Below are 18670 nucleotides of genomic sequence, written 5' to 3' on the forward strand. Positions count from 1 at the left end.
TACATAAAAAAAAAAGAAAAGCAGTTTCCTACTTTTCTTTACTTCGTTTTAATAAAAGATAAAATCTCACTACGTGCCGCTGCATCATTTTCTAACACACCACGTACTGCTGTTGTTACTGTTTTCGCGCCCGGCTTTTTCACACCACGCATCGTCATGCACATATGTTCCGCTTCTACTACTACCATTACACCATGCGGCTCTAGTACTTCCATAATAGAGTTCGCTACTGTTGATGTAATACGTTCTTGCAGTTGTGGACGACGTGCAATTGTATCTACAGTTCGAGCTAATTTACTTAACCCTGTCACTTTTCCGCCTTGCGGAATATATGCAACGTGAGCAACTCCATAGAATGGAACTAAATGATGCTCACACATCGAATAAAACGGTATATCTTTTACTAGTACAAGCTCCTCGTGATCTTCCCCGAACACTTTATGCAAATGTTCTTTCGGATCTTCATGCATACCCGCGAACACTTCTGCGTACATTTTTGCAACACGCTTTGGTGTATCAAGTACTCCCTCACGATTTGGGTCATCTCCGATTGCCTCTAAAATAAGGCGTACTGCATGTTCAATTTGTTCTAAATTAACTTTTGCCATCCGCTAGCCCTCCCGAAAACCTAAAAGTGATACGAACACATTCTAGCATATTTGTGTTTTTAAAAGCAAAAAGAAGAGTTCCCAAAAAGGAAACTCTTCTTCCCTGTTAATATGTAAGGATTATTTAACCGCATCTTTTAACGCTTTACCAGGTTTGAATGCAGGTACTTTACTTGCAGCGATTTCAATCTCCTCACCTGTTTGTGGGTTACGACCTTTACGAGCCGCACGCTCACGAACTTCGAAGTTACCGAATCCGATCAGTTGTACTTTATCACCTTGTTTTAAAGCTTCTAAGATAGAATCAAAAACAGCGTCTACTGCTTTTGTTGCGTCCTTTTTAGAAAGGGAACTTGCTTCTGCAACAGCATTGATTAAATCTGTCTTGTTCATGCCATTCACCTCCTCCCAAAGATAAGACTGTATAATGATCATAAAATGAGTCTTACTTTCATTTGTAGGCAATTTTTGCAAATTCTATACTACAAAGATGTAGATAAATCATTATCAACGCCTATATTATACGATTCTCCTTTATAATTCAATATTTTTAAGGAAATTGTTACTCTTAAAATGTGAAAATCTGATGAAACTTGACAATTTACAACAATATATTAGATAATGACTATTTATTTTGCTATTCTATACGCGAAAATCAAAAAAATCCCTCTACGATGAGAGGGATTTTTTCTTATAATATAATCGCAATTAATCCGCCAGATCCTTCATTAATAATTCTTTCTAGCGTTTCCTTTAATTTATATCTCGCATTTTCTGGCATTAAAGATAGTTTCGCTTGAATGCCTTCTCGAACAATAGAGCTAAGTGAACGTCCGAATATATCAGAATTCCAAATTGATAATGGGTCATCTTCAAAATCCTGCATTAAATAACGAACTAATTCTTCACTTTGCTTTTCAGTACCAATGATCGGCTCAAACGTTGACTCCACATCTACTTTAATCATATGAATAGACGGAGCTACAGCTTTTAATTTCACACCAAACCTTGAACCGTGACGAATAATTTCCGGCTCATCCAAGCTCATGTCAGCTAACGCAGGCGCTGCTACACCATATCCTGTTTGCTTTACCATACGCAGGGCATCCGCCACTTGATCGTATTCTACTTTCGCATGAGATAAATCGAGCATAAGCTTCAATAAATGATCTTTCCCTCGAATTTCTACTCCTACTACTTCTTTTAAAATTTGATCATATAATTCATCTGGTGCATATAAATCAATCTCTGCTACACCTTGCCCCATATCAATGCCAGCTAGGCTCGCTCGATCAATAAATTCATACTGACTAAACTGCCAAACGACACGGTCCACATCACGAAGACGTTTTATATCCTTCACAGTCTCTTGAACAGCTTCTTGATAACTTTGGCGTAACCAATGCCCTTCATTTAACACCATCACCCAGCTCGGAAGGTTAACATTCACTTCTAAAACAGGGAACTCAAATAACGCTTCTCGAAGCACATTGTACACATCTGTTTCCCTTAAACTCTCTACACTCATCGCAATGACTGGGATATCGTATTCTTCAGATAAACTTTGGCGCAATTGCTCTGTATCTGGATGATACGGCTGTACAGTGTTGATGATCATAATGAAAGGTTTTCCGACTTCTTTTAACTCATTTACTACGCGTTCTTCTGCCTCTATATAATCTCTTCTTGGAATTTCACCAATCGTTCCATCTGTTGTAATTACAACACCAATTGTGGAATGTTCTTGAATTACTTTACGTGTTCCGATTTCTGCAGCTTCATGGAATGGAATAGGTTCTTCATACCAAGGAGTATTAATCATGCGTGGGCCATTCTCATCTTCATAGCCTTTTGCTCCTGGAACCGTATATCCAACGCAATCTACCAATCGAATATTCACTTCAAGACCTTCATCTACCTCGATAGAAACCGCTTGGTTTGGAACAAACTTCGGTTCCGTCGTCATGATTGTACGACCAGCAGCACTTTGAGGCAGTTCATCCTGCGCCCTTTGACGGTCAGACTCATTCTCAATATTAGGAATAACTACAAGTTCCATAAATTTTTTAATGAATGTTGATTTCCCTGTTCGAACAGCTCCTACAACTCCAAAATAAATATCACCGCCTGTGCGTTCCGCAATATCTTTAAAAATATCTACCTTTTCCAAGTGATTCCCTCCCTCAATATTTTTGGGAATAATTCCACATTTATAGTCAACCAATACCTTCTCTAACGTTGCCTATAATATCTGATATAATATAATGGTATTCTAGAAGTTCGGACAATATATCATATAATTTTGTCCAATTTCATATGACTATTAAAAAATACCTTTTGTTTGCATCGTAAGTTGTGTAACATAAAAAACCTTTCTTCTAGAACTTATTCACTAGAAGAAAGGTTCATGACTTATGATTTTAAAAAAATTGGTTCTCCATTCTTTACCGTATACGGTAAAGAATATGCAGGTACAAATGGAGAATCTTTCGAAAGTATATTCCGAATATCTTCCCCCTCCTTAAATTGCCCTTCATTTTTTTTCAACGCTTCATATAAGTCGATTCGATAATCAACATAAATTTCTCCCTTTTCATTGATTACAAAAGGAAGCCCTTTACCAGAATACGGACTTGTCACTTGCGGTACATCTTTATATCCTAGTTTTTTGAAATCTAATTCATACACACCATCTGAAATTACCTTTTTAAAAGGTGGATATTGATGTTCATCTCGATACATCCTAAGCTTTAATGATAATTCCTGGATTTGTTCAGCCATCCTAACATCAATTAACTTTACTGTTGGGTTTGTTTCAACGTCTATTAATACGTATTGGTATACTCCTCCGCTTTCATACGCATTTCCTGGCGCTTCTTGTATGTAACGCGGAGCAATCTTTTGAAAATCGATTGGATACTTTTGATAAATAGGCGTACTCATATCCCGCGTCTTAATTGGCAATATCCCCTCATTTTGCTCCTTAAATGTCACTACAGCTTTTTGAACAACCTGTATCTGATCTTCATAAGGAACGGCATTTTGTTTCATACTTTCTTTCGGATACAGACATCCTGTTAAAAGGCTCATACAACAAAATATTAAAATAATATGGACTTTTTTCACTAGCAATCACCTTTTCATACTAATATAACTTGCTCCGTATGTAGCATTTTCGAGACCATTCCCTTTACTGCTGTACAGGTCCACTAAATACAACAAGAAAAATAACAATTCCTGACACAATCATAAGGGTGTACGCTACTAACGCTGTAATCCCTTTCAAAAATTTATTCTTTATTTTGTATCTACTTAGTAAAATAAAACTTACTGCAAAAAACATAAATCCAATTGCTCCTAAAGCAAACCACATTTTCATGAGCCCTTCTGACATATACACACCCCTTTTTATCAATCTATTTTTATACTATTTTAACAAATTAAAATGTTTAAACAAATACAAAAAGAACATTTTACTACAAATTACGAATATATAACTTTAATCAACAGGTTTTTTCGCATCTTCCACTAATCTAAATAAAAATAAAACCGAAGCGAGTGTATCTCTCGCTTCGGTTGACCAAATATGCCCAAAACAGCTCTATTCCCATACTTTCATGGCTATCATATGCAATCTACAAACTCTTTGTTTCTTATATTTTATTTTTTAAACATTTTGCTTAACGAACCAAAATCAGCGGGCATATTATTGTTAATGATCGCTTTTACAATTTGATCCTCTTGTTCTTTCGGCACTTCACGTCCTGCCATAAGAGCCACTTGATGAATCAATTGACGAAGCACAGTCTCATCACGTAAATTCGCATTCTGTACAGATGATGCTAATTTAAAAATATCTTCTTTATTCACTTTCGCTTCTTTTTCAATGTTATTAAAAATGTTATTATCCATTCTTTTCACCCTCTCCTCAAGTTACTCTTCATCCTATGCAAAATTAAAAAAATGGTGAAAAGACCCATAAAAATAAAAAGCGACAGAAGTACAAATGTACTTCTGTCGCTTTTCTTTAAAGTAAGTCAGGTATAGCTTCCACTTCATGTTTTCGAACACGTCCCATCAATGAGCCTACTGCATCTTTCACATTATTCCCATTGAATAGCACGTCATATAAAGCAGCTGTAATCGGCATTTCAACTTCCATTTTCTCTGCTAATTCGTGAGCAGCTTTCGTTGTTCTTACACCTTCTACAACCATACCCATGCTTTCTAACACCTCTTCTAAAGAGTGTCCTTTTCCAAGCATATTTCCAGCGCGCCAATTTCGGCTATGAACACTTGTACAAGTTACAATTAAGTCTCCCATACCAGTTAGACCAGCAAACGTTAACGGATTTCCGCCCATTTTTCTTCCTAAACGAGCAATCTCCGTTAAACCACGTGTCATTAATGCCGCCTTTGCATTATCACCTAATCCAAGTCCATCAGTTATCCCAGCAGCTAATGCGATAATATTTTTTAACGCACCACCAAGCTCAACCCCAACAATATCCGGATTTGTGTATACACGGAAGTAACTATTCATAAACAAATCTTGTACTTCCTCAGCAGCTTCCATACGCTTTGCTGCAGACGTAACCGTCGTCTCTTGACGTAAACCGACTTCTTCAGCATGACTCGGTCCAGACAGTACAACAACGTCTTTAATCAAGCCTTCTGGAATTTCTTCCTCAATCACTTCCGAAATACGTTTTGATGTACCAGGTTCAATCCCTTTACTTGCATGAATCCAAGTAGTCGGACCTGCTACATATTTCTTCATATCTTGTAATACCTCTCTATACGCTTTCGTTGGTACTACAAGAAGTACTACATTTACATCTACTAATGCTTCTTCTAAAGAAGAGTAGGCTGCGATTGTGCTTGGCAATGTAATTCCTGGAAGGTATCGACTATTCTCATGTTTTGTATTAATCTCATCCATAAGTTCAGAACGATTTCCCCAAATACGTACATCATGTCCATTGTCAGCTAATACCATCGCTAACGCTGTTCCCCAGCTACCTGCTCCAACTACTGTGATTTTTGTCATAAAATCACATCCTCTCCATTAGTCTCTTGCTCTAGCGATAATGTGAATCGGCGTTCCTACAAAACCGAACGCTTCACGTAAACGATTCTTTAAGAAGCGCTCATATGAAAAGTGCATTAATTCTGTATCGTTTACAAATATAACAAATGTTGGTGGTTTTACCGCAACCTGTGTCGCATAGAAGATTTTCAGACGGCTACCATTATGAGTTGGTGTTGGATTCATCGCTACCGCATCCATAATTACATCATTTAATACGTTCGTTTGAATACGGATACTATGGCTTTCATTTACTTCATTAATAACTGGTAATAATGTTTGTGTACGTTTTTTCGTTTTCGCAGATAAGAATACAATCGGTGCGTACTCTAAAAATTGGAAATGAGCACGGATGTTTTCTTCAAATGCTTTCATTGTTTTTTCATCTTTTTTCACTGCATCCCATTTATTTACGACGATAATAACAGCACGTCCTGAATCATGAGCATATCCAGCAATTTTTTTATCCTGTTCAATAATTCCTTCTTCTCCGTCTAAAACGACTAAAACAACGTCAGAACGTTCAATCGCTCTAAGTGCACGAAGTACACTATACTTTTCTGTGCTTTCGTATACTTTCCCTTTTTTACGCATACCAGCTGTATCGATGATTACATAATCTTGACCATCTTTACTATATGGTGTATCAACAGCATCACGTGTCGTTCCCGCTATATTACTTACAATTACACGTTCTTGACCAAGAAGTGCATTTACAAGTGATGATTTCCCTACATTTGGACGTCCAATTAAAGAGAAACGGATTGTTTCATCGTCATACGCTTCTTCTTCAATCTTCGGAAAATGATTTGCAGCTTCATCTAACAAATCACCAAGTCCTAAACCGTGTGTACCTGAAATCGGGAATGGCTCGCCAAATCCTAATGCATAAAAATCATAAATATCACTACGCATTTCTGGATTATCAACCTTATTTACCGCAAGTACAATTGGTTTTTTAGAACGATATAAAATTTTAGCAACTTCTTCATCTGCTGCAGTTACACCATCGCGACCATTCGTCATAAAAATGATAACATCTGCTTCATCAATCGCTACTTCCGCTTGTTGACGAATTTGTGTCAAGAACGGCTCGTCTCCAATATCAATTCCACCTGTATCAATAATGTTAAACTCATGATTTAACCATTCTCCCGCACTATAAATACGGTCTCGCGTTATACCTGGTATATCTTCTACGATTGAAACTCTTTCTCCAACAATTCTATTGAAAATAGTAGATTTTCCTACGTTCGGGCGGCCTACTATTGCTATTACTGGTTTCGGCATATACTTTCATCCTTTCAACTTGCTTCTGTTTATTATGTAAAAAACCCTTCTTTGTGCAAGAAGGGATTTGCATTCCAGAATATTTCTCAGCGTATCAAAACACCTCACATTATACCACACGTTACTAATGTTTCACAATAATATATACATTCTCTTGTAAGCGATGCGCAATACCATCTAAAATTGCCTCTAAATTATTTGCAACAAATTCTAACTCATCTGTCGATTCACAAGTAAACAAAGGGGCACCACCAGCAAATTTCTCCGGCGTTGTTGTAATAACCGCAAGAATTACACTTTCTAACATCATCTTTTATCTCCCCTTCCTTTCGGGGCTTCCGATGACATATGAACAGCACTTTCTAACGTCGGCACATTCCCTATGACACCTATCGCTTTCTCTGCATCTTGATCTTGCGGCAAGACAAAAATCCCAACCCTACCATCTTCTAAATCACGCTTAGCTAACGGCACAAGCGCTGGCGTACCAGAATCTCTATAAATACCTAAAGCAACAGAAACATCATGTAAAATAGCTTGTCGTTGTCCTAAGTTTGAGATTGTCACCATCGCATCAATTGTTTTCGGCCTTAAAATAAAGCCCATTCCATATTTCATAATTTCCTCTTGCCTTGCTGGCAATCCAATATTCATAATGTAAATATTATCAATATACAGCCCCGCTCCTTCAAAACGAAGTGGAACATGCTCGATATCAACAAGATCATGTAACCTTCTGCCAGACATTAATTTTTTTGCGATAATAAATGCGATTATAGCCATAATTACTCCAGCAATCCATGAATGGAATCCTATATACGCAAACGTCGTTGCAAACGACGTTAACATCGCCAAATAGTTTCGACTTTCAAAAACTAATGCAATCCCTTCAATATATGTATTTCCACGCGGTACGAGCTCATATCCATCTAATTGTTGAAGGGTATTTCTTTCCATATTACGCACATCACGAAACTGTGTTGCTGCTAATGTAAGAAATGTAATAGCAGAAAAATCTTTTTTCAAAATTGACGGAATCGCAATCGCTCCTAAAGCCGCTGCAATTAACCCCATCGCAACGTGAATAATTTTTCCGTGGAGCCTCGTCGGATATTGACGCGTATCTGTCCGGAGCATTAGCACTCTCGTTACTGTCCCCGCTATTACTCCGCATAAAATGGCCGGTGTATATTCAGTCATGTATTACCCTCGCCTTTCTTTTACGTGCTTTCCTCTTGAACTGTTCCATATATACTGATGCTTTTGCAATCCAAAACAAAATTGCCATGAAAAATGTAGCAACGGCGACGATATCAAAAAACGCTAAACTTCCGTAATCATAAGGAAAATGTAGTTTTCGAAAAATAAGTGTCACTAACAATTCCCCCTGTAACATTCCTATATAAAGAGAACATAATCGCAATATGCGATCCTCATGCAATAAAACCGATGCATACACAAGAGCACCACTCAACAAAAACAACCTGTCCACCACAATCCAAATCGGATCATATACTTCTAACAAATGAAAACTTGTATATAACATTGCAATAATAAGTGCCGAAAGTAAGCTATATAATTTTTTCCAAATAGAATATAGTGCGATTCCTATAAAAGCAACAATACAAAGCAAAAGTGCATTTACTGATACCGTGAATGAAGCAATCGTTACATGTAACGGAGAGCAAATAATAAAAATCAATATACAAGCGCTTATCTTCCACCGCATAGAGTCCTTTTTCATAAAAAAAGTTACAACAATCCACCCTATCCAAGCTAAAAAATAAAAAATACTCCCTTCCATCATTTCACCTCCTATGTTTTCCATTATGGGAACTTTTTATGAAAGTTAATCCACTTTCTTCGCGCATAGTTTTTTCATATAACAGCAACACTTTTAATAAGGAGGTGCTATTCATTATGGGTAAAGATCGTCAAGAACGAAAACTAAGAGAATCACGCCGCGTTGAATCTGATCGTGACCAATCACTACAATATCCGGGTGCAACTGGACTGGATACACCAGAGCAAGCCCGAAAACAAAATCAGCACTAATGAACACAAAAAGACGGTTTCGATATTGTACGAAACCGTCTTTTACATAATTACTTTAATGATTTTTACTTATATCAAAATAACATTTAATATCCAAATTTTTCTATGGCTTATTTTTATCTCCACCTATTTTTCCTTTGCAAAATTAAACCCTCCCCAATAATTCAGTAGCACACTATCTACATTTTCCAACCTCTTTTTCAGTCGCAACTTGCACAAGATAGTATTTACATAGGAATAATTTTATTTTGATAGAATATTAATTCCATTCCTCACCTTATATTACTAAAACGAACAGAAAACAAAAAAATCAACCAAACGGTTGATTTTTTATCTTCTACTATAATGTGTCGTATCAATACCACGCTGCGTTAACCAATGATATGTTTCGCCCGTTACAACAAGAGGTACAGACTGTAACTCTTCTATCGTCTTTGCACCAAGAGCTGTCATAATAAATTTCAAATCTGTATGTAAAAGATCAATTTCATCCACTAACTTCTCGATACCATCTTGCATTAAAATACGTAAAAAGTATCCAGCAAACGCAGTTGTATTCGCCCCTAATGCGATTGCTTTCGCTACGTCAAGCGCTGTTTGTATACCCCCAGATGCAATAAAAGAGAGGTTATTATTTGTAGAGGTTGCTTCAATAATCGAGGTTGCAGTTTGTATGCCCCAGTTATTAAAATAAGAAAGCATTCGCTGTCTTCTTTCATTTTCAACAGCAGCAAAATTTGTACCACCTTGTCCACCAATATCAATTGCCGTTACACCTATGCTCGCTAACTGTTGTACAGTTTCCTTACTCATCCCAAATCCAACTTCTTTCACAATGACAGGAACTTTACTATTTAATACAATTTTCTCAATGCGCTGAAGTACACCAGTAAAGTCACGGTCCCCTTCTGGCATCGTTAACTCTTGTATGACATTTAAATGAATTTGCAACGCATTCGCTTCAATCATATCAACGGCACGCTCTGCTTGTTCGATAGTTGCCTCACTACCTAAATTAGCAAAGAAAACACCATTTGGGTTTACCTTTCTGATAACCTTATAAGAAGCAGCCTCACTTTCATCTTTTAACGCCGCCATTTGCGACCCTACAGCCATAGCAAGATTATGATGTTTCGCTACATATGCTAATTGCTCATTAATATGTAACGTTCTCTCTCCCCCACCACCAGTCATCGCATTGATAAAAATCGGCGAACTTAGTGAAAGTTCGCCGATTTTTGTTTCACATGTTATTGTGTCATAACTTGAATTTGGCAATCCTTGATGCACAAAATCAATATCATGAAAGCCATGCGTACGAGACTGACCAGTAGAAAGAGCGTATTCAATATGATCTAATTTACGTTTTGCCCTTACCACTTGTACCCCTCTTTATTTCTTCAATTTTTTCAGTTGTTCACCAATAATATCACTTAATTGGAAAGTAGCAGAATCAGCATTTGGTTCATACTGACTGTAATCCTCAATTACATTATTTTCCTCAAATGTTTCTTTTATACTTAAAGAAATACGTTTCTCTGCAACATGGACTTCAAGCACTTTCACTTTTACTTCTTGTCCCATTTCCAATACTTCATTTGGATTTTTCACGTGACGATTTGCAATTTGAGATACATGCACAAGACCTTCAACGCCAGGTAAAATTTCAACGAATGCACCGAATGTAACAAGACGTTTTACTACTCCCTCACGAATATCTCCAGCTTTTATTTCGCCAGCAACATTCTCCCAAGGTCCTGGTTGAGCTGCTTTAATTGATAAAGAAATACGTTGTGTATCAGCATCAACAGATAATACCTTTACCTTTACCTTTTGACCTTGCTCTAATACTTCAGAAGGTTGCTCTACACGTTCGTGTGAAATTTGTGAAATATGAACTAAACCGTCCACACCACCAACGTTAACGAAAGCACCAAAATCCGTTAATCGTTGCACTGTTCCTTCAACAACGTCTCCTTCTTTTAATGAAGAAATCGCTTCTTTTTTCTTAGAATCTAGTTCTAATTCTACTACTGCTTTATGCGAAAGGATTACACGATTTTTTTCGCGGTCTAATTCAACAATTTTCACGGCTAATGTTTTGCCTTTATAGTCAGTAAAATCTTCTACATAATGTACTTCTACAAGTGAAGCTGGGATAAAACCACGAACACCAAGGTCCACAACTAATCCACCATTCACGATATCTTTTACAGTAACATCAAACACATGACCAGAAGTAAATTTTTCTTGTAATTCTACCCATGCTTTTTCTGCATCAACAGCACGTTTAGATAAGACAAGATCATCTTCTTCTAATTTAATAATTTTCAATTCTAGTATTTGATCTAATTCTACAACATCGCTTGCTTTTTCAATATGAACGTTAGCTAATTCACTAATTGGAATTACGCCATCTGTTTTGTATCCAACATTTACAAGCACTTGTTTCTCTTCAACTTTCGTTACAGAACCTGTAACAACGTCACCAACTTGTAATTCTTTTGAATTCATAACTTCTTCATTCATTTTCTCTACCATGGAAATACCTCCCTACAGAATTGACAAAGCATTTTTTATGTATATACGAAATGAAAACATATGTTTTCATTTGCATGTTTAAGAATTTATCATCACATACTCAGTTTTCATACATTTCACTAGAAAATATATTAAACCTATATAAATAGTATACAGCAAAATCATCTTGAAGAAAGTATGTTTTGAAATATAATAGCGAATATATTCTGAAAGTTTTATCCTTCTTTTACTAACTTCTTACAAATCCGATTATTTGTCAAGGAAAGAGACTCACAATTCACATAACCTTTACACTTCTATATAAACAAAAAAAGAAAGAGGTTATCCCCTTTCTTTATTTCGCAAACACTCCTGAAACAATACTCATAATTTTTTGGACAACTTCTTCAATTGATAAAGAGGTTGTATCTAATTCCAATGCATCATCAGCTTTCTTTAGAGGAGAAACCTCGCGTTCTGAATCTAATTTATCACGCTGAGCAATTTCTTTTTTTAACTGCTCTAAATTAGAATCGAAACCTTTATTTATATTTTCTAAATGTCTTCTTTCTGCTCTTTCTTCAACAGAAGCAAGCATAAAGATCTTCACTTCAGCATCTGGTAACACATGTGTACCAATATCACGGCCATCCATTACAACGCCGCCTTTTTCCGCTAACTCTTGTTGACGACGTACCATTTCTTCACGAACAAGGCGATGTTTCGCCACAATAGATACTCGATTCGTCACCTCAGGTGTACGAATTACTTCAGAAACATCTTGTCCATTTAAAAATACAAGTTGTGTATTTTCTCCTTGCTGAAACTCAATATTTACATTCTTTACAACTTCCATTAACTTCTCTTCATTTTCAATGTCCACTTTTTGTTCAAGGGCTGCATATGTAATCGTGCGGTACATTGCGCCTGTATCAATATAAACGTAAGAAAGTTTCTTTGCCACAACTTTTGCAACCGTACTTTTTCCAGCAGCTGCTGGACCATCTATAGCAATTGAAATTCGTTTATCCATTGTAACACCTCATTTTTTCACTTATAAAACAAAACGAAAAGCAGGTATTCTCCTGCTTCTTCTCATTTGCTTCACGTCATTAAATCCTCAATTATTGTAGCATAATCCTTCATAGAAGAAAATGAAAACTACCTATTCACCTGTAAGATTTCTGCTTTGTTTTTTACCATGACACCTTCATAATAAACAATTTTAGATAAATATTTCACTGATGACTTATGTATAAATAACAATTGCACAACAGAAAGACAAATGAATTGTATTATTAATATACGAATAAAAATTCTCTCCATCTTTTTCAATGTAATTGCTCCCTCCTATCCTAAATTTCCACATTTCGTTTCATGATTTTATACATCGTATATATAGCAGCTAATTTTATTGTCATTTTCGAGGCATACTTTTATACATTTCCATTGTCGAATTTACTCAAAACATGTTATGTTCTAAATGTATTTTTCAACTTGAAAGGGGTATAAGCATTGAAAAGAATCCTAGTTTTACACACAGGTGGAACAATTGCAATGGAGGAAGATAAAGAAACTGGGGTCGTACAACCAGGTGAAAAAAATCCTCTTTTAAAATTTATTCCTGATTTAGAAGGCGATGTTGATTTAATCGTTGAAGATGTGTTCCATCTACCATCTCCTCATATGACACCGAGCGAAATGTTACAATTACAAGTCATCATTGATGAAAGAGTAAAACAAGACAACATTCATGGCGTAGTCATTACGCATGGTACGGATACATTAGAAGAAACAGCCTATTTCTTAGATTTAACAGTGCAAGCAACTATTCCAATCGTTGTAACAGGTGCAATGCGTTCTAGTAATGAATTAGGTGCTGATGGTCTATATAACTTCTTATCAGCTGTAAAAGTAGCTAGCTGTAGTGAAGCTACTGAAAAAGGTGTTCTAGTCGTATTAAACGACGAAATTCATTGCGCTACAAATGTAACGAAAACACATACAAGTAACGTGGCAACATTCCAGAGTCCACAGTATGGACCAATTGGTATGGTAACAAAGCGCGGCGTTGTATTCCATCACGCTTTAGTACATCATGAAACATATTCAGTAAATAAGGTTTCTAAAAACGTAGTTGTTCTAAAAGCATACGCTGGTATGGACGATACATTGTTAGCAGCAATTGAAAAACTTCCAGTAGACGGGATTGTTATTGAGGCACTTGGACAAGGTAATTTACCTCCAAGAACACTTCCTAGTCTAGAAGGATTAATCAACAAAGGAATTCCTGTCGTATTAGTTTCTCGCTGTTTCAACGGCATCGTGCAAGATGTATATTCATATGAAGGTGGCGGCAAACAATTAAAAGATATGGGCATTGTATTCACATACGGTTTAAATGCTCAAAAAGCACGTATTAAATTATTAGTTGCATTAGAGAATACAAATTCTCATGAAACAATCCAAAATATGTTTATGCACAATTAAAAAGAAGCTGTCGAAGTTTATTTCGACAGCTTCTTTTTATATTTCCCTTGACGCAATGGTTTGCGCAATCGCATCCCCATGAAATCGACCGTTCTCAATAAATATTTCATTCGCATTATTTCCAGCAGCAATTACACCTGCAATGAAAATATTTTCAGCGTTCGTTTCCATTGTATCCTCTGCATAAATCGGACGTCCTGTTTCTTCATCAATCCGAACACCCATCTTCGTTAAGAAACTATGATCAGGATGGTAACCAGTCATCGCAAATACAAAATCATTTTGGATTGTATTTGCCTCATCATCGACCGTAAACGTTACTGTATGTTCAGTAATTTCTTTCACGTGAGCCCTGAAATGCATTTGAATTGTGCTGCTTCTTACTAACGCCTCAAACTCCGGTAAAATCCATGGCTTAATGCTTGGTGAATACTCACTTCCGCGATATAAAACCGTTACACGCGCACCGGTTTTAACAAGTTCTAACGCGGCATCTATACTCGAGTTTTTCCCACCTATAACTACTACATCTCGATCAAAATAAGGATGTCCCTCTTTAAAATAGTGAGCTACTTTCTTCAGTTCCTCGCCGGGAACATTCATATAATTTGGGTTGTCATAATATCCAGTTGCTACAACAACATATTTCGCTATATATATTTCTTTACTTCCGTCACGCTTTGTTGTCTCAACATGAAAAACTTCTCCATCTTTTTGTACTTTCTCCACTCGCTCAAAAGCATTTACACGTACAGATTTACGCTTTACTACTTCACGATAATACGCAAGCGCTTGATTTCGAACTGGCTTACGATTTTCTGTAATAAAAGCTACATCACCAATTTCTAATTTTTCACTAGAAGAGAAAAATGTTTGATGAGTTGGATAATTATAAATCGCATTTACAATGTTTCCTTTTTCAATTACTAACGGATTTATCCCTACCTTTTGCAACGAAATTGCTGCTGCTAATCCGCACGGACCGCCTCCAATTATGATAGCTGTTTCTTTCTGCATACTCAGCTCACTCCTAGTCTTCTACCAATACGCTATTTATAAAAACAAGAAAAAACCTACTTACAGCAGTAGGCACCTATCTTTATTGTATTCATTTTTCATATATTTGTCATCTAAACGAAACGTACATCCGATAGACATCTGCTAAAAACTGCTGAAATTTAATACCTTGTTTCCCTAATACATTTTCAGGATCAATCTTTCTAGCTGGGTCAAGTGTTTTATGTGATACAATATCTTTCTTCGGATTCAAGCCGAAATTTTGACATAAATACGCATGATACCATGTAAAACGGGTATATGCTTCCCAAAAGTTAACATCACCGCCATAACAAAGTTCCACTCCAATGGCAGCCTTATTGGCATCATAACCATATAAGTCATTATCTGTCGGCACACCATATCGAACGTGATAGGCAACTTCATTTATAGGAACAATTTCCAATATTGTTTTATCATCTATAAATGTATGTGCCGAAGCTTTCGGTTGTATTTCATTAAAATAATCCCGATTCCCTATCGCATTGCTACCAGGGTTCCCCGTATCATGACTTACAATAAACCTTACTTTAGAAAGAGGAATTCCCGGTCGTGAACTTCCATACCCAATATAGTTACGCTCTATAGGAAACATCGCCATTACTACCAACTCCCACTTCAGAAGATTACCTTACTTCTTTATATATGTATTCGGTAGCAATGTCCTTATCGCATATTTCTTACGCGAAGAGAAAATCGAAAATATTTGATGTGAACACCATAAATAATAAAATACTTACAGCAACTCCATAAAAACCGTAAAACCAAACACAATCTTCTTTCGTATCTAAACCGAAAAATTTATTTACAGATTGCAATAATGTGCCGCGCTTACTTTGTTTGTTTCTTAATACTTCCACTCGTTCTACAACATCTGCTGGCATCATAAATCTTTGGTCTACTGTCATTTTCATCATTTATCTCTCCTTAAAATCATTTCCGTTTTGTTTATCTAAGGAAAGTATAGCACGTTTGTTCGTGTAGAACAAGCGTTCTTTTTTTGTTTTTATTCTATTTTTCAACAATCCAAGTAAGAATCGAGATTACAAAAGCGATAATCGGCCCTACTACAACTGCACCAAATATTAAAAACAGTAGTCCTTCTCCGAACATCCGAACGTTACTTGTTTTTCGGGCTTTCATCGTTCTTGAGAGTTCTCCCTCTAACCTCTTAACCTTTTCTTCTAATTGTTCTACTCGTTCCATCATTTCATTTTCCATATACAACACCTCACACTAATACTTCAACAAAAAAACGTGATTCCCTCGAAAGGAATCACGTTTTCTCACGATATAATATTATACCCAACCTCTGAAGCGACTTGCTTCAGCCATTTTACGAACACCGACCATATACGCAGCTAAGCGCATGTTCACTTTACGAACTTGTGCTGTTTCATAAATAGAATCAAATGATCTTACCATTACTTTTTCTAAACGTTGTTCTACTTCTTCTTCAGTCCAGTAGTAACCTTGGTTATTTTGTACCCACTCAAAGTAAGATACTGTCACACCGCCAGCACTTGCTAATACGTCTGGAACAAGTAAAATTCCGCGATCTGTTAAAATTTTAGTTGCTTCTAATGTTGTTGGACCATTTGCAGCTTCAACAACGATTTTCGCTTTAATATTATTAGCATTTTCTTCGGTAATTTGGTTCTCAATTGCAGCTGGAACTAAAATGTCGCAATCCAGTTCTAACAATTCTTTGTTTGAAATTGTATTATTAAATAGTTTTGTTACTGTACCGAAGCTATCACGACGGTCTAATAAATAATCAATATCTAATCCGTTTGGATCATGCAATGCACCGTAAGCATCCGATATTGCAATAACTTTCGCGCCTGCATCATGCATAAATTTAGCTAAGAAGCTACCAGCATTACCGAATCCTTGAACAACAACGCGTGCACCTTTAATATCAATGTCGCGTTTTTTTGCAGCTTCGCGAATACAAATTGTTACACCTTTCGCCGTTGCTGTTTCACGTCCATGTGATCCACCTAATACAAGTGGCTTACCTGTAATAAATCCTGGTGAATTAAATTCATCAATACGGCTATATTCATCCATCATCCATGCCATGATTTGAGAGTTTGTGAATACATCTGGAGCTGGAATATCTTTCGTCGGTCCTACGATTTGGCTAATTGCTCGTACATAACCACGGCTTAATCTTTCTAACTCACGGAATGACATTTCACGTGGGTCACAGATAATTCCACCTTTACCTCCACCGTATGGTAAATCAACAATACCACATTTTAAACTCATCCAGATTGAAAGTGCTTTCACTTCATTTTCTGTTACATTCGGATGGAAGCGAATTCCACCTTTCGTTGGACCAACAGCATCATTATGTTGTGCACGATATCCTGTAAATATTTTAACAGTCCCGTCATCCATACGAACTGGTATTTTCACTGTCATCATACGAATTGGTTCTTTTAATAATTCATATACTTCGTTTGGATAACCCAATTTTTCTAATGCTTCACTAATAACAATTTGTGTCGAATTCAATAGTTCAAAATGTTGTTCCCTTTGTTGTTGTGTTTTTGTTTGAGTTCCCTTTTCGGCTACCATAGTAAGTAAACCCCCTGTAATTTCACTTGTTTAGTAAACCTTCATTGCCTAGTATACACCGTTAAATTTGGAATGCAATAGAAAACGCTAACAAATATATACAAACTATTTCCTATTGCAAGCGTTTTCACTATCATTATAGTCCTTTTATTGCTTTTAGAAAAGTAAAATACTTAAATATTTAAATATTTTTTATTTTACCTATATATAACAACTTAAGAAGATATTTTTAAGTATAGTAAAGAGCGCCCAAATATTTATGACTCCCGTTATACCATTAATCGCTTTGACATTTTCAGGCCAACATTTTAGGTTTCTCCAAATAAAAAACAAAACCTTAGCTTTGTTATATTAGCTAAGGTTTTGTTTTTTCACAAAGTAATTGTGTATTTGTTCAATTGCTTGAGAAGCCATTAATTCTTTACCATACTCCATTAGACGATAAATAGTTGCTGTAGACGGATTACCATATTCCGCTAAAATAGCTATAAAATCTGCCTTCAGTAATTGAACTTGCTCCTCTTCTTCCATCCAAAGATAGAAATGCCCATCCCACGTATATAGTTTTCCGCCAGTTACATCAAGGTTATATAAACGATTCGACAGGTTAATTACGTCATCTAGTGTAGCAAACTCATAAAGTATATGCTCGCTTTCATCTAGAGTCACTTGCATTTCAATAAACTCGTCACGGAACTCATCATCTGTATCCACATCTTGATGTTCTTTCGTTACAATTACGACCATTCCTTGCGCTTGTAGAGAAAATACTTCAACTGCAATCGGGCCATCCGCTTCAAACCCTAGTTCCTTATTTGCTTCTTGCATCATATCACGAAATAATTGCTGTACTTTCGGTGCATTTCTCCACAAATCTTCTTTCGTTAATCCTCGTTCAGATAAATCATCAAATGTTAAGAAAATTTTTATCTTATTGTAATTTAATCGTTCCAGCCTCATCTCATACCCTCCCTAC

The 18670-nt window shown here is 36.3% G+C and carries 23 protein-coding genes; 2 read left to right on the forward strand and 21 right to left on the reverse strand.

The genetic code is table 11. The features are described from left to right. Positions 1-38: 38 nt before the first annotated feature. The 11 genes from folE to MKO96_RS07075 all read right to left on the reverse strand — a co-directional run bounded on the left by folE (position 39) and on the right by MKO96_RS07075 (position 8791). Positions 39-608 (reverse strand): GTP cyclohydrolase I FolE, encoded by a 570-nt coding sequence (gene folE, locus MKO96_RS07025; RefSeq protein ID WP_001151478.1) that lies wholly within the window; start codon positions 606-608, stop codon positions 39-41. Positions 609-728: 120 nt separating this feature from the next. Next, positions 729-1001: an HU family DNA-binding protein gene (locus MKO96_RS07030; RefSeq protein WP_001043860.1), complete on the reverse strand. Its 273-nt coding sequence runs from the start codon at positions 999-1001 to the stop codon at positions 729-731. Positions 1002-1299: 298 nt separating this feature from the next. Next, positions 1300-2778, reverse strand: coding sequence for a stage IV sporulation protein A (gene spoIVA / locus MKO96_RS07035; RefSeq protein ID WP_000416522.1), 1479 nt, complete (start codon positions 2776-2778; stop codon positions 1300-1302). Positions 2779-3020: 242 nt separating this feature from the next. After that, a complete protein-coding gene (locus MKO96_RS07040; RefSeq protein WP_098273456.1) occupies positions 3021-3734 on the reverse strand; it encodes a hypothetical protein in 714 nt (237 codons plus the stop codon). A gap of 64 nt (positions 3735-3798) precedes the next feature. Further along, positions 3799-4002 (reverse strand): DUF2768 domain-containing protein, encoded by a 204-nt coding sequence (locus MKO96_RS07045; protein ID WP_087979983.1) that lies wholly within the window; start codon positions 4000-4002, stop codon positions 3799-3801. A gap of 266 nt (positions 4003-4268) precedes the next feature. After that, positions 4269-4520 (reverse strand): stage VI sporulation protein F, encoded by a 252-nt coding sequence (locus MKO96_RS07050; RefSeq protein WP_000369753.1) that lies wholly within the window; start codon positions 4518-4520, stop codon positions 4269-4271. Positions 4521-4635: 115 nt separating this feature from the next. After that, positions 4636-5658, reverse strand: coding sequence for an NAD(P)H-dependent glycerol-3-phosphate dehydrogenase (locus MKO96_RS07055; RefSeq protein ID WP_000161770.1), 1023 nt, complete (start codon positions 5656-5658; stop codon positions 4636-4638). A gap of 18 nt (positions 5659-5676) precedes the next feature. Next, a complete protein-coding gene (gene der / locus MKO96_RS07060) occupies positions 5677-6987 on the reverse strand; it encodes a ribosome biogenesis GTPase Der (RefSeq protein WP_001125888.1) in 1311 nt (436 codons plus the stop codon). Between the two features lie 124 nt (positions 6988-7111). After that, the gene (locus tag MKO96_RS07065; protein ID WP_000979052.1) at positions 7112-7297 is read right to left on the reverse strand and encodes a capping complex subunit for YIEGIA; all 186 of its coding nucleotides are present in this window, start codon (positions 7295-7297) and stop codon (positions 7112-7114) included. Then, positions 7294-8187 carry a YIEGIA family protein gene (locus tag MKO96_RS07070; protein WP_000141603.1) on the reverse strand — a complete coding sequence of 298 codons (894 nt, stop codon included), beginning with the start codon at positions 8185-8187 and terminating at the stop codon, positions 7294-7296. Before MKO96_RS07070 ends, MKO96_RS07065 begins: the two co-directional genes overlap by 4 nt. Then, complete coding sequence (locus MKO96_RS07075) at positions 8180-8791, reverse strand: YphA family membrane protein (protein WP_240587098.1); 612 nt, start codon at positions 8789-8791, stop codon at positions 8180-8182. Before MKO96_RS07075 ends, MKO96_RS07070 begins: the two co-directional genes overlap by 8 nt. Positions 8792-8907: 116 nt before the next feature. On the opposite strand from MKO96_RS07075, the gene MKO96_RS07080 reads away from it, so the two are divergent. Then, positions 8908-9042 carry a YpzI family protein gene (locus MKO96_RS07080; RefSeq protein ID WP_000513900.1) on the forward strand — a complete coding sequence of 45 codons (135 nt, stop codon included), beginning with the start codon at positions 8908-8910 and terminating at the stop codon, positions 9040-9042. Between the two features lie 330 nt (positions 9043-9372). Here MKO96_RS07080 and MKO96_RS07085 read toward each other — a convergent pair whose 3' ends face one another. The 4 genes from MKO96_RS07085 to MKO96_RS07100 form a co-directional block, all read right to left on the reverse strand. Beyond that, the gene (locus tag MKO96_RS07085; protein ID WP_240587099.1) at positions 9373-10422 is read right to left on the reverse strand and encodes a type 2 isopentenyl-diphosphate Delta-isomerase; all 1050 of its coding nucleotides are present in this window, start codon (positions 10420-10422) and stop codon (positions 9373-9375) included. Positions 10423-10434: 12 nt separating this feature from the next. After that, entirely contained in the window at positions 10435-11583 is a 1149-nt protein-coding gene (rpsA, locus tag MKO96_RS07090; RefSeq protein WP_240587100.1) for a 30S ribosomal protein S1, read from the reverse strand. Positions 11584-11917: 334 nt separating this feature from the next. Then, positions 11918-12595 (reverse strand): (d)CMP kinase, encoded by a 678-nt coding sequence (cmk, locus tag MKO96_RS07095; protein ID WP_000361262.1) that lies wholly within the window; start codon positions 12593-12595, stop codon positions 11918-11920. A 128-nt stretch (positions 12596-12723) separates the two neighbouring features. Beyond that, entirely contained in the window at positions 12724-12897 is a 174-nt protein-coding gene (locus MKO96_RS07100; RefSeq protein WP_023521499.1) for a YpfB family protein, read from the reverse strand. A gap of 180 nt (positions 12898-13077) precedes the next feature. Here MKO96_RS07100 and ansA point away from each other — a divergent pair, with 180 nt between their 5' ends. Continuing rightward, a complete protein-coding gene (ansA, locus tag MKO96_RS07105) occupies positions 13078-14052 on the forward strand; it encodes an asparaginase (protein WP_276314096.1) in 975 nt (324 codons plus the stop codon). 36 nt (positions 14053-14088) lie between these two features. On the opposite strand, the gene MKO96_RS07110 is transcribed toward ansA, so the two are convergent. From MKO96_RS07110 to MKO96_RS07135, 6 genes are all read right to left on the reverse strand, one after another. Further along, the gene (locus MKO96_RS07110; RefSeq protein ID WP_240587101.1) at positions 14089-15069 is read right to left on the reverse strand and encodes a YpdA family putative bacillithiol disulfide reductase; all 981 of its coding nucleotides are present in this window, start codon (positions 15067-15069) and stop codon (positions 14089-14091) included. A 109-nt stretch (positions 15070-15178) separates the two neighbouring features. Beyond that, positions 15179-15709, reverse strand: coding sequence for a peptidoglycan recognition protein family protein (locus tag MKO96_RS07115; protein ID WP_001240648.1), 531 nt, complete (start codon positions 15707-15709; stop codon positions 15179-15181). A 79-nt stretch (positions 15710-15788) separates the two neighbouring features. Continuing rightward, on the reverse strand, positions 15789-16025 hold the full coding sequence (locus MKO96_RS07120; RefSeq protein ID WP_001983018.1) for a DUF3961 domain-containing protein: 237 nt from the start codon (positions 16023-16025) through the stop codon (positions 15789-15791). A 94-nt stretch (positions 16026-16119) separates the two neighbouring features. Beyond that, on the reverse strand, positions 16120-16329 hold the full coding sequence (locus MKO96_RS07125; RefSeq protein ID WP_000426773.1) for a hypothetical protein: 210 nt from the start codon (positions 16327-16329) through the stop codon (positions 16120-16122). A 78-nt stretch (positions 16330-16407) separates the two neighbouring features. Then, positions 16408-17694 (reverse strand): NAD-specific glutamate dehydrogenase, encoded by a 1287-nt coding sequence (gudB, locus tag MKO96_RS07130; protein WP_000225171.1) that lies wholly within the window; start codon positions 17692-17694, stop codon positions 16408-16410. A gap of 351 nt (positions 17695-18045) precedes the next feature. Further along, entirely contained in the window at positions 18046-18654 is a 609-nt protein-coding gene (locus MKO96_RS07135; protein WP_240587102.1) for a genetic competence negative regulator, read from the reverse strand. Positions 18655-18670 lie beyond the last annotated feature (16 nt).

Source organism: Bacillus sp. ES1-5 (assembly GCF_022487605.1).
Classification (GTDB): domain Bacteria; phylum Bacillota; class Bacilli; order Bacillales; family Bacillaceae_G; genus Bacillus_A; species Bacillus_A wiedmannii.

Coding starts and splice junctions, on each gene's coding strand:
- folE (WP_001151478.1), bottom strand. CDS start 608: ATGGCAAAAGTTAATTTAGAACAAATTGAACATGCAGTACGCCTTATT.
- MKO96_RS07030 (WP_001043860.1), bottom strand. CDS start 1,001: ATGAACAAGACAGATTTAATCAATGCTGTTGCAGAAGCAAGTTCCCTT.
- MKO96_RS07045 (WP_087979983.1), bottom strand. CDS start 4,002: ATGTCAGAAGGGCTCATGAAAATGTGGTTTGCTTTAGGAGCAATTGGA.
- MKO96_RS07050 (WP_000369753.1), bottom strand. CDS start 4,520: ATGGATAATAACATTTTTAATAACATTGAAAAAGAAGCGAAAGTGAAT.
- MKO96_RS07055 (WP_000161770.1), bottom strand. CDS start 5,658: ATGACAAAAATCACAGTAGTTGGAGCAGGTAGCTGGGGAACAGCGTTA.
- der (WP_001125888.1), bottom strand. CDS start 6,987: ATGCCGAAACCAGTAATAGCAATAGTAGGCCGCCCGAACGTAGGAAAA.
- MKO96_RS07065 (WP_000979052.1), bottom strand. CDS start 7,297: ATGATGTTAGAAAGTGTAATTCTTGCGGTTATTACAACAACGCCGGAG.
- MKO96_RS07070 (WP_000141603.1), bottom strand. CDS start 8,187: ATGACTGAATATACACCGGCCATTTTATGCGGAGTAATAGCGGGGACA.
- MKO96_RS07075 (WP_240587098.1), bottom strand. CDS start 8,791: ATGGAAGGGAGTATTTTTTATTTTTTAGCTTGGATAGGGTGGATTGTT.
- MKO96_RS07080 (WP_000513900.1), top strand. CDS start 8,908: ATGGGTAAAGATCGTCAAGAACGAAAACTAAGAGAATCACGCCGCGTT.
- rpsA (WP_240587100.1), bottom strand. CDS start 11,583: ATGGTAGAGAAAATGAATGAAGAAGTTATGAATTCAAAAGAATTACAA.
- cmk (WP_000361262.1), bottom strand. CDS start 12,595: ATGGATAAACGAATTTCAATTGCTATAGATGGTCCAGCAGCTGCTGGA.
- MKO96_RS07110 (WP_240587101.1), bottom strand. CDS start 15,069: ATGCAGAAAGAAACAGCTATCATAATTGGAGGCGGTCCGTGCGGATTA.
- MKO96_RS07115 (WP_001240648.1), bottom strand. CDS start 15,709: ATGGCGATGTTTCCTATAGAGCGTAACTATATTGGGTATGGAAGTTCA.
- MKO96_RS07120 (WP_001983018.1), bottom strand. CDS start 16,025: ATGATGAAAATGACAGTAGACCAAAGATTTATGATGCCAGCAGATGTT.
- MKO96_RS07125 (WP_000426773.1), bottom strand. CDS start 16,329: ATGGAAAATGAAATGATGGAACGAGTAGAACAATTAGAAGAAAAGGTT.
- gudB (WP_000225171.1), bottom strand. CDS start 17,694: ATGGTAGCCGAAAAGGGAACTCAAACAAAAACACAACAACAAAGGGAA.
- MKO96_RS07135 (WP_240587102.1), bottom strand. CDS start 18,654: ATGAGGCTGGAACGATTAAATTACAATAAGATAAAAATTTTCTTAACA.